The organism is Bradyrhizobium sp. STM 3809, from assembly GCF_000239795.1.
In the GTDB taxonomy this organism is placed as follows: Bacteria; Pseudomonadota; Alphaproteobacteria; order Rhizobiales; family Xanthobacteraceae; genus Bradyrhizobium.
Genome location: NZ_CAFJ01000177.1, coordinates 1 through 14,165, shown reverse-complemented (window position 1 = coordinate 14,165; position 14,165 = coordinate 1). Strand labels below are relative to the sequence as shown.

16 protein-coding genes are annotated in these 14,165 nt (G+C 66.6%); 8 read left to right on the top strand and 8 right to left on the bottom strand.

The genetic code is table 11. The features are described from left to right. Window positions 1-118 precede the first annotated feature (118 nt). From BRAS3809_RS09775 to BRAS3809_RS09765, 3 genes are all read left to right on the top strand, one after another. The gene (locus BRAS3809_RS09775; protein ID WP_008961923.1) at window positions 119-1,726 is read left to right on the top strand and encodes an acyl-CoA synthetase; all 1,608 of its coding nucleotides are present in this window, start codon (window positions 119-121) and stop codon (window positions 1,724-1,726) included. 303 nt (window positions 1,727-2,029) lie between these two features. After that, window positions 2,030-2,806, top strand: coding sequence for a DUF2189 domain-containing protein (locus BRAS3809_RS09770; RefSeq protein ID WP_008961922.1), 777 nt, complete (start codon window positions 2,030-2,032; stop codon window positions 2,804-2,806). 252 nt (window positions 2,807-3,058) lie between these two features. Further along, window positions 3,059-3,481, top strand: coding sequence for a hypothetical protein (locus BRAS3809_RS09765; RefSeq protein ID WP_008961921.1), 423 nt, complete (start codon window positions 3,059-3,061; stop codon window positions 3,479-3,481). Between the two features lie 30 nt (window positions 3,482-3,511). On the opposite strand, the gene BRAS3809_RS09760 is transcribed toward BRAS3809_RS09765, so the two are convergent. The 4 genes from BRAS3809_RS09760 to BRAS3809_RS09745 all read right to left on the bottom strand — a co-directional run bounded on the left by BRAS3809_RS09760 (window position 3,512) and on the right by BRAS3809_RS09745 (window position 5,724). Continuing rightward, on the bottom strand, window positions 3,512-4,387 hold the full coding sequence (locus BRAS3809_RS09760) for a DMT family transporter (RefSeq protein WP_035655898.1): 876 nt from the start codon (window positions 4,385-4,387) through the stop codon (window positions 3,512-3,514). A 91-nt stretch (window positions 4,388-4,478) separates the two neighbouring features. Then, window positions 4,479-5,012 carry an SRPBCC family protein gene (locus BRAS3809_RS09755; RefSeq protein ID WP_008961919.1) on the bottom strand — a complete coding sequence of 178 codons (534 nt, stop codon included), beginning with the start codon at window positions 5,010-5,012 and terminating at the stop codon, window positions 4,479-4,481. Beyond that, window positions 5,005-5,319, bottom strand: coding sequence for an ArsR/SmtB family transcription factor (locus BRAS3809_RS09750; protein WP_008961918.1), 315 nt, complete (start codon window positions 5,317-5,319; stop codon window positions 5,005-5,007). Before BRAS3809_RS09750 ends, BRAS3809_RS09755 begins: the two co-directional genes overlap by 8 nt. 81 nt (window positions 5,320-5,400) lie before the next feature. Continuing rightward, window positions 5,401-5,724: a hypothetical protein gene (locus BRAS3809_RS09745; protein WP_008961917.1), complete on the bottom strand. Its 324-nt coding sequence runs from the start codon at window positions 5,722-5,724 to the stop codon at window positions 5,401-5,403. Between the two features lie 83 nt (window positions 5,725-5,807). Between BRAS3809_RS09745 and BRAS3809_RS09740 the strand changes: the two genes are divergently transcribed. Next, on the top strand, window positions 5,808-6,428 hold the full coding sequence (locus BRAS3809_RS09740) for a LysE family translocator (protein ID WP_008961916.1): 621 nt from the start codon (window positions 5,808-5,810) through the stop codon (window positions 6,426-6,428). Between the two features lie 26 nt (window positions 6,429-6,454). Here BRAS3809_RS09740 and BRAS3809_RS09735 read toward each other — a convergent pair whose 3' ends face one another. The 3 genes from BRAS3809_RS09735 to BRAS3809_RS36540 form a co-directional block, all read right to left on the bottom strand. Beyond that, window positions 6,455-7,039 (bottom strand): Uma2 family endonuclease, encoded by a 585-nt coding sequence (locus tag BRAS3809_RS09735; protein WP_008961915.1) that lies wholly within the window; start codon window positions 7,037-7,039, stop codon window positions 6,455-6,457. A 99-nt stretch (window positions 7,040-7,138) separates the two neighbouring features. After that, a complete protein-coding gene (locus tag BRAS3809_RS09730; protein WP_008961914.1) occupies window positions 7,139-7,975 on the bottom strand; it encodes a PhzF family phenazine biosynthesis protein in 837 nt (278 codons plus the stop codon). A 25-nt stretch (window positions 7,976-8,000) separates the two neighbouring features. After that, window positions 8,001-8,144, bottom strand: coding sequence for a DUF1127 domain-containing protein (locus BRAS3809_RS36540; protein ID WP_008961913.1), 144 nt, complete (start codon window positions 8,142-8,144; stop codon window positions 8,001-8,003). 86 nt (window positions 8,145-8,230) lie between these two features. Here BRAS3809_RS36540 and BRAS3809_RS09725 point away from each other — a divergent pair, with 86 nt between their 5' ends. Continuing rightward, window positions 8,231-9,640 carry an aminotransferase-like domain-containing protein gene (locus tag BRAS3809_RS09725; protein WP_083839078.1) on the top strand — a complete coding sequence of 470 codons (1,410 nt, stop codon included), beginning with the start codon at window positions 8,231-8,233 and terminating at the stop codon, window positions 9,638-9,640. Between the two features lie 261 nt (window positions 9,641-9,901). On the opposite strand, the gene BRAS3809_RS09720 is transcribed toward BRAS3809_RS09725, so the two are convergent. Further along, on the bottom strand, window positions 9,902-10,705 hold the full coding sequence (locus BRAS3809_RS09720) for an N-formylglutamate amidohydrolase (protein ID WP_008961911.1): 804 nt from the start codon (window positions 10,703-10,705) through the stop codon (window positions 9,902-9,904). Window positions 10,706-10,874: 169 nt separating this feature from the next. Here BRAS3809_RS09720 and BRAS3809_RS09715 point away from each other — a divergent pair, with 169 nt between their 5' ends. From BRAS3809_RS09715 to dnaG, 3 genes are all read left to right on the top strand, one after another. Continuing rightward, the gene (locus BRAS3809_RS09715) at window positions 10,875-11,699 is read left to right on the top strand and encodes a transglutaminase-like domain-containing protein (protein WP_008961910.1); all 825 of its coding nucleotides are present in this window, start codon (window positions 10,875-10,877) and stop codon (window positions 11,697-11,699) included. 37 nt (window positions 11,700-11,736) lie between these two features. Beyond that, complete coding sequence (locus tag BRAS3809_RS09710) at window positions 11,737-12,147, top strand: gamma-glutamylcyclotransferase family protein (protein WP_008961909.1); 411 nt, start codon at window positions 11,737-11,739, stop codon at window positions 12,145-12,147. 108 nt (window positions 12,148-12,255) lie between these two features. Continuing rightward, window positions 12,256-14,165 (top strand): DNA primase (gene dnaG, locus BRAS3809_RS09705; protein WP_035655895.1); only part of this gene is annotated, 1,910 nt, incomplete at its 3' end.

Here is a 14,165-nt window from a genome sequence, read left to right as displayed (position 1 = left end):
GCGGGAGGACATGGGCGCAAAACATCGATCGCCATATGCGATACCCCTGCCGCAGGCGGGGAGAGGTAGGTAACCGAGCCGCTGCTCGGCAAACAACCGAGAGGGAAACACCTCCGCCATGCTTCAGGAAACGTCCGACTACGACCAGCTGTACCGCGACTTCCGCTGGAACATCCCGGCGCAATTCAACATCGCCGCCGCGACCTGTGATCGCCACGCCGACGGCTCGGGCCGCCTGGCGCTGATCGTCGTCGAGGAGGATGGTGCCGCGCGCCGCGTCTCCTTCGACGAGCTGCGCGACCATTCCTGCCGCTTCGCCAACGTGCTGAAGGCCGACGGCCTCGCGCAGGGCGATCGCGTCGCGGTGTTCCTGTCGCAATCCCTCGAGCTGCCGATCGTGCACCTCGCCGCGTTCCGCGCCGGTCTCGTCTCGGTGCCGCTTTTCACGCTGTTCGGCGAGGACGCGCTGCAATTCCGGCTGCAGAACTCCGGCGCCAAGGTCGTGGTCACCGACACGGCGGGTCTCGCCAAGCTCGCGCGCATCCGCGATCGATTGCCGGAGCTGAAGACGATCTACGTCACCGACGGCGAGGGCAATGGCGCCCGGCCGTTCTGGCCGACGCTGGAGCAGGCCTCCGGTCAGTTTCCAACCGTCGCCACCTCGAGCAACGATCCTGCCATCATCATCTATACCTCGGGCACGACGGGAAATCCCAAGGGCGCATTGCACGCCCATCGCGTGCTGCTGGGGCATCTGCCCAATGTCGAGATGGTGCACGGCTTCCTGCCGAAGCCCGGCGACGTGATGTGGACGCCGGCGGACTGGGCCTGGATCGGCGGCCTGTTCGATGTGCTGTTTCCCGCCTGGTATCACGCGGTGCCCGTGGTGGGCTACCGGGCCAAGAAGTTCGTGCCGCAGGCGGCGATGCAGCTGATGGCGGACTATCAGGTGCGCAACGTCTTCCTGCCGCCGACCGCGCTGAAGCTGATGCGGCAGGCCAACGTCAAGCATGACGGGGTGAAGCTCCGCAGCATCCTCACCGGCGGCGAGTCGCTCGGCGCCGAGCTGCTCGACTGGGTGCGCGCGACCTTCGGCATCGATGCGCATGAGATCTACGGCCAGACCGAGTGCAATCTCGTCGTCGGCAACAACGCAAGTCTGTTTCCGATCCGGCCGGGCTCGATGGGCAAGGCGACGCCCGGCTTCGAGGTCGTGATCGTCAACGACAAGGGCGAGGAGCTGCCGCGGGGCGAGCGCGGCATCATCGGCGTTCGCCAGCCCAATCCCTGCACGATGATCCAATATTGGCGCAATCCCGAGGCGACACGGAAGAAGTTCGCGGGCGACGTGCTGCTGACCGGCGATCTCGGCACGCAGGATGCGGACGGCTATTTCTGGTACGCGAGCCGCGAGGACGACGTCATCACCTCGGCCGGCTATCGCATCGGCCCGGCGGAGATCGAGGACACCTTGCTTAAGCATCCCGCCGTCGCGCTCGCCGCCGTCGTCGGCATTCCCGATCCCGTGCGTACCGAGGCGGTCAAGGCCTGGATCGTGCTGCGGCCGGGCTTCGTTGCAAATGATACGCTGTCGCGGGAGATCCAGGACTTCGTCAAGGTGAAGCTCGCCGCGCATGAGTATCCGCGGCATGTCGAGTTCACCGACAGCCTGCCCATGACCGCGACGGGCAAGGTGCTCAGGCGCGAGCTGCGGTCGCGGGGGTAGGCTGTCGCGCCCGACCGTCAGCGTGTACGGCGGGCAAACCTGTTCATTTGTTACTCCGTCATGCCCGGGCTCGTCTCGCCGGCGGGGCCGAAGCCCCTTCGGCGCGGCGAAGGCCCGGGCATCGACGTCTTTCCGAGAATGCCGAACGACGTGGATTGCCGGGACAAGCCCGGCCATGACGGCGCGGAGATATGCGAGCGCAAAAGGAAGATTCGTTCCCGCCCTGCACACAAGTTGAAATTGAAATCGTAGCCCTCCCGCTGTTAGCATCGGCTCAACAAAGACAGTCAGGAGGGACCGCCGATGACCGCATCCGTTTCGGGACGCACTGATCCCGTGGTGCGCCGCATCACCACGGCCGATATTGCCGAGGCCTTGACGCAAGGCCTGCGCGATTTCCAGGCGCAGCCGCTGTTCGGGCTCGCCTTCGGCCTGATCTATGTGCTCGGCGGCGTCAGCATCGTGCTGTGCGTGACCGCCTTCGGCATGGTCTATCTCGCTTATCCCCTGGCGGCAGGCTTCGCGTTGATTGGCCCGTTCGTGGCCATCGGCCTCTACGAGATCAGCCGCCGCCGCGAACTCGGCCAGCCCGTCTCCTACGGCGCGATCTGGCGAACCATCATCTCGCGCGGCGAGATCGGCTGGATGGCGTTCGTGACATTGTTCTTCTTCGTCATCTGGATGTACCAGGTGCGCCTCTTGATCGCGCTGCTGCTCGGCCTCAACGCCTCGTTCTCCAGCTTCAAGGAATTCATGACGGTGGTGCTGACCACCAATGAGGGCCTGCTGTTCCTCGCGATTGGCAATCTCGACGGCGCGGCGCTGTCGCTGGTGCTGTTCTCGCTGACCGTTGTGTCGTTTCCGCTGCTGCTGGATCGCGATGTCGATTTCGTCACCGCGATGATCACCAGTGTCCGCGCGGTCGTGGCCAGTCCCGGACCGATGATCGGCTGGGCCGCGATCATCACCGTGCTGCTGATCGTCTCGGCGCTGCCATACTTTCTCGGGCTCCTGGTGACGGTGCCGGTGCTGGGCCATGCGACCTGGCACCTCTACCGCCGGATCGTGGCACCGGCGTAAGCGCGCCCGGCGAAAGCTGCGATGACGGCACTGGCCGTTGCCGTGCACGCTCGTTGTCCTCTGCGGATCGGCGGTCGTCGCGCCGGACCATTCGGCTAAGTGATTGACTCCGTCATGCCCGGGCTTGTCCCGCCTGCGCGGCCGTAGCAGCTTCGGCGCGGCGAAAGCCCGGCCATGACGACGCGGTGACAGACGAACTCAAAACTGCGATCGTCAAATGCGATGGCCCTGGTCGGGGAGAAGGGGAGGATCATGCCTGACAACATCGCCTTGTTCGCCACTATCATCCTGCTGCTGCCGATGTTCTATCTGCTGCTCGCCGCACCGGCGTTCCTGCTGGTGCGCCTCGACATCGTCCCGGTGACGCGGCTGCTGCGCGGCATGTTCAATTCCTACTTCGTGGCACTGGCGATCGCCGGTGGCATCGGCACGATGGCCGTCTTGGCGGACGGCCGGCCCTTGCTCGCCTTGGGGATCGGCGCTGTGGCCGGCTTTGCTTTGCTGTCCCGGCGCTGGTTCCTGCAGCGGATGGACGTGCGCATCCGCGAGCGGGATTGCGGCGATGCGACCGCCGTGCGCCGGCTGCGGTGGCTGCATTGGGGCGGCATGCTGAGCAACGCGGTCCAGGTCGGCGGCGTACTGGCCTGCATTCCGCAGATCGCTGCGGTGTCCTGAACGGGCCGCCAATTTTACGTCGCCTGGTTTTCACGCGGCCTGAGGCTTGCGGTTGTTGCCGACAATATCGGCGATCACGGCCATCATGACCAGAGCGCCCCCGGCGAGCGCGCGCCCGCTCGGCAGCTCTGAAAACGCCAGCCAGACCCAGAACGGCATCAGCGGTGTTTCCAATGTCGCGATCAGCGATGCGCGCCCGGAGGGCAGCAGCCTGACGCCGAGCGAGAACAGGGTGAGCCCGAGCGCGACCTGACAGAGGCCGAACATCGCCAGCGTGCCGACGTCGACCGCCGAGACGGCCAACAGGTCTCCTGCAAACGGGATGCTGACAGCCGATCCGAGCAGGTTGGACACGGCCGCTGCCGCGACCATCGGCGTGTCCTTGTATCGCCGCATCGCCACAGTCATGGCACCGAAGGCGAGCATCATCAGCATGGCGAGCCCGATCGCGCGCAGATCTGCAGCGGCGAGAGCTCCGCTCACCGTGACGGCGATGCCGCCGAACGCGACCAGGCTCGCCAGGATCGTTGCATTGGAAGGCTTTTCGCGGAGCCAGAACCAGGCGATCGCTGCCGTCGTAAACGGCTGGGCGGCAATGACGATCGCGACGTTGGCGGCGCTCGTCAGTTGCAGGGCGGGAATGAATGCCAGCATCGCAAGGGTCGAAAGGCAAGCAACGAGCGTCCCGCCCGTTCCGAGTCGGACGAGGTTTCGTGCTCCGCGCCCACCTTGGGCGACGACGACAAACAAGGCGATGAAGCTGCCGCCGAACAGGCCGCGCCAGAACAGGATAGTCCAGGAATCCAGATGGAGGAGCCTCGTGAAGAACGGCGCGGTGCTCCAGGCGACAGCGGCCGCAACCACGAGTGCGATGCCGGCGCGATGCTGAGAATGGACGTCCGGCATCGACATTCGACACTGAGGCTTCAAAATTTCGAGACATGCCACAGTGTCACGCGACACGTCGCTCTGACAAGACAGATCCGCAAGCCGCTCGTTACGACAGGCCGATCCCCATCGCCTTCAACGCCGCCAGCATGCGCTCCGGCGGCGCCATTTGCACGGCGAGCGGCTTGCCGGTTTCGAGCAGGCTTTTCAGGCTCGACAGGATCGCCGGCCAGCCCTGGCGTCCGCCGGACAGGATGTCGTCCGACAGCGGCCGCTCATGCGCTTCGGTCATGGTGAGACGCACGGCGGCGCCAGCCTGCTCGATCTCGTAGGTGACGAGCGTGCGGCCGAGGGCCTCGACGAGGCCGGGCCAGTTGACGTCCCAGGTGATCGTGAGCCGATGCGGCGGCTCGCAGACGATCACCTCGCCGCTGATATGCTCGGCGCCGTCGGGCGTGCGCACGATGAACGCGCCCCCGGTGCGCAGATCCGCTTCGATGGCGAAGCCGAAGAAGTATTGCCGGCTGAACTCGGCCGAGGTCAGTGCCTGCCAGACCTTCTCTGGGGTGGCGGCGATGTAGATCGTATAGACGGTCTCTGGCCTGAACGTTGCGATGTCCAATGCGGGGCCCGGCTCAGTCATCACCTTCCTCCAGTCGCTTCTTCAATTCGCCGAGCGCGACCAGCTTGGCGCGCTCGAATTTCCTGATCCAGCGTTCGCCGATCTGATGGATCGGCACGGGATTGAGGAAGTGCAGCTTCTCGCGGCCGTGCCGGATCGTCGTGACCAGATTCGCTGCTTCCAGGATCGCTAGGTGCTTGGTCACGGCCTGCCGCGTCATCGCGAGGCCGTCGCAGAGCTCGGTCAGGGTCTGGCCGTTGCGCGCATGAAGCCTGTCCAGCAGCGCCCGCCGCGAGGCGTCCGACAGGGCCTTGAAGACCGCGTCCATGGGGGTGATGTTATGCAACCAAAAGGTTGCGTGTCAAGCCGCCGAGTGGCCGGCAGCAGCCTTACGGGGTCTTACATCTCGTCAGCCGTCCAGGGCGGCGACCCACTTGAGCGTCGCAGCGAGGGCGCTGCGACCTTCCGGAAAATATTGGTGAAAGGCGTCCTCGTGCTTGTGCGGATAGCCGATCAGGTGGTTCAGGGACCCGATCATCGCCGCGAGCAGCCGGTCGGAGTTGCAGGCCGGAGACGGCCAGGCCTCGTAGATGGCTCTGACCTCCGAGCGATAGAGGCCGAACAGCGTGTGGAACTCCCACTCCGGAAAGAACGGACCCTCGACAGCGGCGCCGAGCGCGCGATGCACGATCTCGCGATCGGCTGTCGAGAGATTCCCTATCGGGATGGACATGGCGGTCTGCCGGCTCGGCGTCGCATGGCGTGGCGATATCCTTCTGGTGTATGACATGGCGTCCTTCTTCGCGAGCCTTAACCATGTCCCTGCAAGTCTATCTCGCTTTCATCGCCGCCTGCGTCGCGCTCGCGCTGCTGCCCGGTCCTGTCGTGACTTTGCTGATCGCCAACGGGTTGCGCCATGGAACCCGCGCCGCGCTGATCAACATCGCCGGCGTCCAGACGGGCCTTGCGATCGCGATCGGCATCATCGCGATGGGCCTGACGACCTTGATGGCCACGATGGGCTACTGGTTCGAATGGGTGCGCCTGATCGGCGCGGCCTATCTGGTCTGGCTCGGCATCCAGCTGATCCGCTCGCCCGTCGAAGGCATCGCCGAGGGCGAGGCGCCGCCTCCGCCGCCGCGCGGCGGCTTTTTCCTGCAGGGCCTCGTGGTGCTGCTGTCGAATCCCAAGGTGATGGTGTTCTTCGGCGCCTTCCTGCCGCAGTTCATGGACATGAGCCGGGATCACGTGCCGCAGGTCGCGCTGCTCGGCGTCACCTTCATGGTGGTCGCGGGCCTGACCGACGCCGTCTATGCCCTGCTCGCCGGCCGCGCGCGAAAAATGTTCTCGGCAAGGCGCACCCGCCTGGTCTCGCGCATCTCCGGCGGCTTCATGATCGGCGGTGGCGTCTGGCTGGCCCTGACGCGAGCGCGCTGAGACGGCGATGACCGCACAATTCGCGCTTACTCGACCAGGCGCGGCTTTGGCCGAAAGTCGAGGCCGGCATAGACCTCGCGAAGCTCGAGCGTGACCTTCAGCGTCGTCAGCTGAATGACCGCCTCGAGCCCCTTGAGCACGATATCCGTCCAAGCGCCGCTTGCAGCGCGTGAATAGAGATGGACATTGGGGCTGTCGGTGTCGACGAACAGGATGTAGTCGAGACTGGGCAGCGCCTGATACTCGGCCAGCTTGACCGTGACGTCGAAGCCACCGGTGGTCGGCGACAGCACCTCGATCAGCAGCGCTGGCTGGTCTGCCACCAGCGAATCCTCATCCGGCTTGCCGCAATCGACGCCGAGATCGGGCATGCGCCTGGTCGTGGGTGACGTGATGACGTAAGTATCACCGGTGAATGTCTGGCACGAGCCGCCCCTCGTCTGGGCGTGCAGCACCGCTGTCAGATTGACCACGATGGCGTCGTGCCGCCGGCCGGCGCCGGCCATCATCACGACCTCGCCGTCGACGAGTTCGTAACGCTCCTCCTGTGTCGTCACCCAGGAAAAGAACTGCTCGGGCGTGACCGCCGCCGGATCGACCTTGATGTTCATGCAAGAACGCCTGTTTGGTCGAAGTATAGGCGAGCCCTTCGGCTGGCGGAAGCGCAGCGAGCCGCTGCCACGCGCCTTGCGAAACGCAGGGCGCGCGACTTAAAGGTCGATCGTGCCCTTCACCACCGGGGCGACGTCGCCGCCGATCCAGATGGTCTCGCCGTCCTGGGCGACGTGAACGCGACCGGCGCGGCCGAGCGCGGTGCCCTGCGAGGCGATATATTGCTTCGGAGCAATTCCGGCGCCGATCAGCCATTGCGCCAGACTTGCATTGAGGCTGCCCGTCACCGGGTCCTCGGCGCCGCTCCAGGTGAAGGCGCGGACCTCGTAATGCGCATCGCGTCCGTCCGTCGCGGGATCCCATGGCGCCACGATGCCGACCGGTTGCTGCGACAGCGCCAGCACGTTGAACCTGATGTTCAGCAGATCCTGGCGCGAGTCCAGGAGCACGCCGATCCAGCCCGGACCGTTGTCGGCCCACTGCACCGCGCGCATCGCATCCGTCCTGATGCCGAGCGCCGCTGCAATCCTGGCCGTGAGCTCCGCATCGACGGCGCCGGTCCTGCGCAGCGGCGGTGCCGCGAAGGCGAGCCGGTCGCCGGCGCGCTTGATGCGCACGAGGCCCGCACCGCATTCCTGCACCACGTGCTCGCCCTTCGGCCGGCCGCCGAGGGCCAGCCAGACATGGGCCGAGCCAAGCGTCGGATGACCGGCAAACGGCAGCTCGCGCTGTGGCGTGAAGATGCGCACGCGGTAATCAGCGCCTGGATCCTGGGCACGCGACAGGAAGGTCGTCTCGGACAGATTGGTCCAATTGGCGATCGCCTGCATCGCCGCATCGTCGAGGCCGTCGGCCTCGGCGATCACGGCCAGCGGGTTGCCTTTGAAAGCAACCTTGGAGAACACGTCGACTTGGTGAAACGGAAGCGTCGGCATCGCTGTGTCCTCCGCGGTGTCGTCGTCAGTCGCGCCAGAACGGCTTGTTGGCCTCGTCGTGGACCACCGTCGGATCGAGCCCGCAGTCGCGCATCTGCTCGGCATCGAGCAGCGCGAGCTCGGAGCGCCAGAACAGACGCTGCAGCCAGAGCTGGGGGACCTGGAGCAAATTGCTCTTTCCGTGAGCAACTTGCGGAGTTGCCCAACGCTGCGCCAGGGAATATGCCATGAGTCACCTATTGGTCTTCGATTGCATTGTTCGAAGAGCAATCGCGCAGTACATACCTCGGTGCAATCGAAACATTGCTCTCGGTGCAATATAGCATGAATGCTTCGTATACGACCCTTGTGGACGACATCGCCGAGGACATCGCGCAGGGCCGGCTGAAGGCCGGGGACCGGCTGCCGCCGCAGCGCCAGTTCGCGTATGAGCGGGGAATTGCCGCATCTACGGCAGCCCGCGTCTATGCCGAATTGTTGCGCAGGGGCCTCGTCGTCGGCGAGGTCGGCCGCGGCACCTTCGTCGCGGGCGAGCCCGTGCCGGTGCCGCCCTCGCTGCGGCTGGAGCCGTTCGACGGCCGCATCGATCTCGAGTTCAATTTTCCGACGCTGCCCGATCAGGCGGCATTGATCGCGAAGTCGCTGGCCGTCTGGCAGCGGCCGGAGAAGCTGGCGCCGGTGCTGGCGCCGATCACGCAGCGCCGGCTGGTCGAGGCCGGGCGCACGGCGGCCGCGTTCTTCGCCGGCGAGCGCTGGCGGCCGCGCGCGGAGAATTTCGTGTTCGCCGGCAGCGGGCGGCAGTCGCTCGCGGCGGCGATCTCAGCGCTGGTGCCGGTCGGCGGCCGGCTCGGCGTCGAGGCCGTGACCTATCCGATGATCAAGGGCATCGCCGCGCGGCTCGGCGTCACGCTGGTGCCGCTCGCGATGGACGGCGAAGGCGTCCGCGGCGATGCGCTGACCAAGGCGCATCGGGCGCACGCGCTCAACGCGATCTACATCCAGCCCGTGATGCAGAATCCGCTCGGGCTCACCATGAGCGAAGCGCGGCGCGAGGAGATCGTGAGGCTGGTGCGCAAGCATGAGCTGATGATCATCGAGGATCTCGTCTACGGCTTCCTGAGCGACCAGGTCTCGCTCGCCGCGCAGGCCGAGGAGCGCGTCATCGTGGTCGACAGCCTCGCCAAACGGCTCGCGCCGGGCATTGCGGTCGGCTTCCTCTACGTGCCGTCGCATCTGCGCGAAAAGTTCGCCGCCACCGTCCGCACCGGCGCGTGGTCGGTGACCTCGCTCGCCTTGGCCGCCGGCATGGGCCTGCTCGCCGACGGCACCGCGGCCGAGATCACAAGACGCAAGCGCGCCGATGCGCTGGTCCGGCAGGCGATCGTGGCCGAGTGCCTCGCCGGCTATCGGATCGAAGCAGATCCGCGCTCCTATCACGTCTGGCTGCATCTGCCCGAAGGCTGGCGCGCCGAGGCGCTGACCGCCGCGGCGGCGCGGGCAGGGATCGCGATCACGCCAGCGAGCGCATTCGCAGTGGCGCACGGCCACTCGCCCAATGCGGTGCGGCTCGCGTTGGGGCTGCCAAGTCACGACGATCTCAGGACGGCGCTGTGGCGGCTCGCCGGCCTCCTGTCGCATCACGACGCCTCCGACATGACGGAGTGAGGCTTGGGGCCTCCTGGTTCGAGATGCGCGCCAGGGGGCGCGCTCCTCACCATGAGGGTCAAGACCCCAGGGCGGCACCGCACCGGGTCATGAACACGCTCACAGGCGTGCTCACGAGTGGATAGAGATCGCGCCGTGAGGAAACAGCGCCACACACTCCGCCCTCGTCCTGAGGAGCCCGCCGGAGGCGGGCGTCTCGAAGGACTGTGAAGGGCAGGCGACCCGCTCCAGGCAAGTGTCGCGAGCGATGCTCGGAGTTCGTTAGGCGAGCCCCCGGCTGCGCAGCTCGTTCTCAATCTCGCCGAGGATGCGGATCAGCCGCTCGGCCCAGATCGTCTGGCCTTCGGGTTCGGCGATCTCGTTCTGGCGGATCTCGATGCCCGACGTGATCAGCCCGCGACCTTCGCCGTGTACGGGGATGGTGTAGTCGGTGTTGTCACCGACCGCATATGGCTGATTGTCGCCGACGACCAGATCCGGTTCGGCGCGCAGCGCCTTCAAGAGCAGCGGCGGCAGCACCTTGTCGTGCTGATACAGCGTGCCGATGTGCCAGGGCCGCGCGATCCCCGCATAGACAGGCGTGAAGCTGTGCAGCGAGACCAGGATGGTCGGCCGCCCCGCCGCCTGCCGCGCGTCGAGCACGGCGGTGATGCGGTCGTGATAGGGATCGAAGATCGCGCGGCGCCTGAGCTCGGCGTCCTCATGCGTCAGTCCCTCATTGCCGGGGATGGTGGTGCGCTCGCTGATCATCGGGATCGAGTTTGGCGCCTTCGGCGAGCGGTTGCAGTCGATCACCAGCCGCGAATAGCGCTGCGCCAGCAGATGCGCATCGAGCGCGCGCGACACCTGCTCGGCGACGCCGGCGATGCCGATGTCCCAGGCGATGTGCCGCTCCAATTCGCTTTCGGGCAAACCGAGGTCGCCGAGCGCGCGCGGCAGCAGGCGGCCGTAGTGATCGCAGGTGAAGAGCAGCGCCGAGCTACCGTCCGCGTTCTGCTCATGGACCGGCGGAACTTCGTCGCTTTGAAGGAGTCGTGTTGGTGCGGTCGTGCTCGGCTGCGTCATGATCAGGTCGTTGCTCATTCGGGCGCCACGGCGAACGACGATTGAGCAGAGGTCAATCTGGATCGGACCGTCGAAAACCACGATGATGATTCGATGACGATGCCGATCCCGGCGGTCGATCACAAGGCCTGATGTTGCCGAGCCTGTGCACAGGCGGAGGAGGGGACGGATGCAGATCAAGGTCGGATTCGAGATCGCTTACGCGGCGCCGGCGGCGACGCCAATGGTGATCATGCTGTCGATCCATCCCTCGCGCCGGCAGGACATCATCGGCGCCGAGACCATCGCCGCCGAGCCGGCGGTGCCGATCAGCTTCTACCACGACAGCTTCGGCAACATCTGCGGCCGCCTGGTGGCGCCGTCCGGCGGCGTGACGTTCCACGGCAGCGCCATCGTGCGCGACAGCGGACTGCCCGATGCCGTCGAGCCGGCCGCGCAGCAGCTGCCGATCGACCAGCTGCCGGACGATCTCCTGCTGTATCTGATGCCGAGCCGCTATTGCGAGACCGACAAGCTGACCGATATCGCCTGGTCGATGTTCGGCAGTGCGCCGGCGGGATGGGCGCGGGTGCAGGCGATCTGCGACTTCGTCCATCAGCATGTCAGCTTCGGCTATGAGCACGCCCATCACATGAAGTCGGCGCACGACGTCTATCAGTCGCGCACCGGCGTCTGCCGCGACTTCGCGCATCTGGCGCTGACCTTGTGCCGCTGCATGGGTATCCCGGCGCGCTACTGCACCGGCTACATGGGCGACATCGGCATTCCCGCGGAGCCCTATCCGATGGACTTCTCCGGCTGGTTTCAGGCCTATCTCTCCGGCCGGTGGTACACGTTCGATGCCCGCCACAACACCCCGCGCATGGGCCGCATCCTGATGGCGACCGGCCGCGATGCCGCCGACGTCGCGCTGTCGACCTCGTTCGGCCGGATGACCTTGACCAAATTCCACGTCGTCAGCGACGAGATCCTGCCGGCGCGCGGCGCGGCGTGAGCTGGCCTTGCCGCGCCGGGGCGGCTATGCAGGCGGCATGAGTTCCGATCCGACCCCTGACCTGCTGTTCGTCTACGGCACCCTGATGCGTGGCTTCGACCATCCGATGGCGCGGCTGTTGTCGGCCAATGCCGATTTCGTCGCGGAGGCCCACTGCCGCGGCCGGCTCTATCGCATCCAGCATTATCCCGGCCTCGTGCTGTCCGAGAACGCGGCCGATGTCGTCCATGGCGAACTGTTCCGGCTGCACCAGCCCGAACCGATGCTGCGCGAGTTCGACATGTACGAGGCCTGCGGCGAGGGCTTTGCCCAGCCAACCGAATATCTCCGCCAGCGCCTGGGCGTCACCTTGGCCGACGGCTCGGCGCGCGAGGCCTGGACCTATGTCTACAACTGGCCCGTCGACGAGACCGCCCGCATCGCCTCCGGCCGCTTCCTGGCGCCTTAGCCGAGAGAGCGCGGCCTGTGAATAGCCCGGACAAGGCCGAGGAAGTTCACATTTCGTACACGGCTGCCTATATGCGTAAGTCCACAGCACAGGACCGCCACGCCGCCCATGGCCCGCTTCACGCCCGAATTCCTCGATGAGCTGCGCGCCCGGCTTCCGGTCTCGGATGTCGTCGGCAAGCGCGTCAAGCTCAAGAAGGCGGGGCGGGAGTGGAAGGGGCTGTCGCCGTTTCAGCAGGAGAAGACGCCGTCCTTCTACGTCAACGACCAGAAGGGCTTCTATCACGACTTCTCCTCCGGCAAGCACGGCAACATCTTCGACTTCGTGATGGAGACCGAGGGCTGCTCGTTCCCCGAGGCCGTGGAGCGGCTGGCGGGGCTCGCCGGCCTGGCGCTGCCGGTGGCGACGCCGGATGCGGCGCGCCAGGAGCGCCAGCGCAAGACGCTGTATGACGTGATGGAGCTGGCGGCGAAATTCTTCGCCGACACGCTGGCCTCGCGGCACGGCGCGAGAGCGCGGGGCTATCTCGCCGATCGCGCGATCCTGCCGCAGACGCAACTGCAGTTCCGGCTCGGCTACGCGCCGCCGGACCGCTTCGCGTTGAAGGAATATCTCGGTGCGCAGGGCGTGCCGGTGAACGACATGGTCGAGGCCGGCCTGCTGGTCGGCGGCGACGATATCCCCGTGCCGTATGATCGCTTCCGCGACCGCGTGATGTTCCCGATCACCGATCTGCGGGGACGCGTCATCGCCTTCGGCGGCCGCGCGATGCAGAAGGACGTGCCGGCGAAATATCTCAACTCGCCGGAGACGCCGCTCTTCCACAAGGGCGACAACCTCTACAACCTCGCCAGCGCCCGCCAGGCCGCGCATAACGGCGCGCCGATGATCGTGGTCGAGGGCTATGTCGACGTCATCGCGCTGGTCGCGGCCGGCTTCGCCGGCGCGGTGGCGCCGCTCGGCACGGCGCTCACCGAAGGCCAGTTGTCGCTGATCTGGAAGATGGTCGACGAGCCGATCCTGTGCTTCGACGGCGACCGCGCCGGCCAGAAGGCGGCCCATCGCGCCGCCGACCTGGCGCTGCCGCTGCTCAAGCCGGGAAAAAGCCTGCGCTTCGCGCTGCTGCCCGAGGGTCAGGACCCCGACGACCTCGTCCGCTCCGGCGGCCGCGGCGCGGTCGAGGAGGTGCTGAAGATCGCCAAACCGCTGGCCGAGGTGATCTGGTCGCGCGAGATCGAGGGCGGCAGCTTCAACACTCCGGAGCGCCGCGCCGCGCTGGAGGCGCGGATCGGCCAGCTCACCGGCGGCATCGCCGACGAGGTGGTACGTCGATACTACAAGCAGGACCTCAGCAACCGGCTGTACCAGGCCTTCGCCCCCGATGGCGGCCGGGGTTTCGGCCGCGGCTATGGTGCCGAATCAGGACGCCGGTTCGGCCCCCGGAGTCCCGGTTCCGGACAGCAGGGGCGGTTATCCACAGGGGGCGGCCGCCGCGGCGGCGCGCCATCCACAGGCCCGGCGATGGCCCGCGGCCCCTATATGGCGGCGAGCCCGCAGCTCGCGATGAGCCCGATCATGCGCGGCCAGCGCTCGGCGATCTCGCGCCGCGAGGCCCTGATCCTGCAATGCCTGATCAACCATCCCTGGCTGCTGCACGACCACCTCGAGGAGGTGGCCGCGCTGGAGCTCGCCCACCCCGAGGCCCACAAGCTCAGGGCCGCCATCATCGCCGCCTTCGCCCACGATCACCACCATTCGCCGGATCCGGACGAGCAGGCCGAGAAGATGCGCGCCGACCTCGAGAAGTCAGGCTTTTCCGAGCTTCTTCAACGGGTTGAGCGGGCGATCACGACCGCCGCGGTGTGGGCCGCCAAGCCCGGCGCGGCGCGCGATGACGTTCTTGCGACCTGGCACCAGCTCGTTGCCTTGCATCGGCAATGGCACTCCTTACTTAGGGAATTGAAGGATGCCGAGCTTGCCTTGGGCGAGGAGCCGAGCGAGCCGAACATGGGCTGGTT

Excerpts from the sequence above, each read along its gene's own strand:
- BRAS3809_RS09775 (WP_008961923.1), top strand. The coding sequence starts at position 119 with ATGCTTCAGGAAACGTCCGACTACGACCAGCTGTACCGCGACTTCCGC.
- BRAS3809_RS09770 (WP_008961922.1), top strand. The coding sequence starts at position 2,030 with ATGACCGCATCCGTTTCGGGACGCACTGATCCCGTGGTGCGCCGCATC.
- BRAS3809_RS09765 (WP_008961921.1), top strand. The coding sequence starts at position 3,059 with ATGCCTGACAACATCGCCTTGTTCGCCACTATCATCCTGCTGCTGCCG.
- BRAS3809_RS09760 (WP_035655898.1), bottom strand. The coding sequence starts at position 4,387 with ATGCCGGACGTCCATTCTCAGCATCGCGCCGGCATCGCACTCGTGGTT.
- BRAS3809_RS09755 (WP_008961919.1), bottom strand. The coding sequence starts at position 5,012 with ATGACTGAGCCGGGCCCCGCATTGGACATCGCAACGTTCAGGCCAGAG.
- BRAS3809_RS09750 (WP_008961918.1), bottom strand. The coding sequence starts at position 5,319 with ATGGACGCGGTCTTCAAGGCCCTGTCGGACGCCTCGCGGCGGGCGCTG.
- BRAS3809_RS09745 (WP_008961917.1), bottom strand. The coding sequence starts at position 5,724 with ATGTCCATCCCGATAGGGAATCTCTCGACAGCCGATCGCGAGATCGTG.
- BRAS3809_RS09740 (WP_008961916.1), top strand. The coding sequence starts at position 5,808 with ATGTCCCTGCAAGTCTATCTCGCTTTCATCGCCGCCTGCGTCGCGCTC.
- BRAS3809_RS09735 (WP_008961915.1), bottom strand. The coding sequence starts at position 7,039 with ATGAACATCAAGGTCGATCCGGCGGCGGTCACGCCCGAGCAGTTCTTT.
- BRAS3809_RS09730 (WP_008961914.1), bottom strand. The coding sequence starts at position 7,975 with ATGCCGACGCTTCCGTTTCACCAAGTCGACGTGTTCTCCAAGGTTGCT.
- BRAS3809_RS09720 (WP_008961911.1), bottom strand. The coding sequence starts at position 10,705 with ATGACGCAGCCGAGCACGACCGCACCAACACGACTCCTTCAAAGCGAC.
- BRAS3809_RS09715 (WP_008961910.1), top strand. The coding sequence starts at position 10,875 with ATGCAGATCAAGGTCGGATTCGAGATCGCTTACGCGGCGCCGGCGGCG.
- BRAS3809_RS09710 (WP_008961909.1), top strand. The coding sequence starts at position 11,737 with ATGAGTTCCGATCCGACCCCTGACCTGCTGTTCGTCTACGGCACCCTG.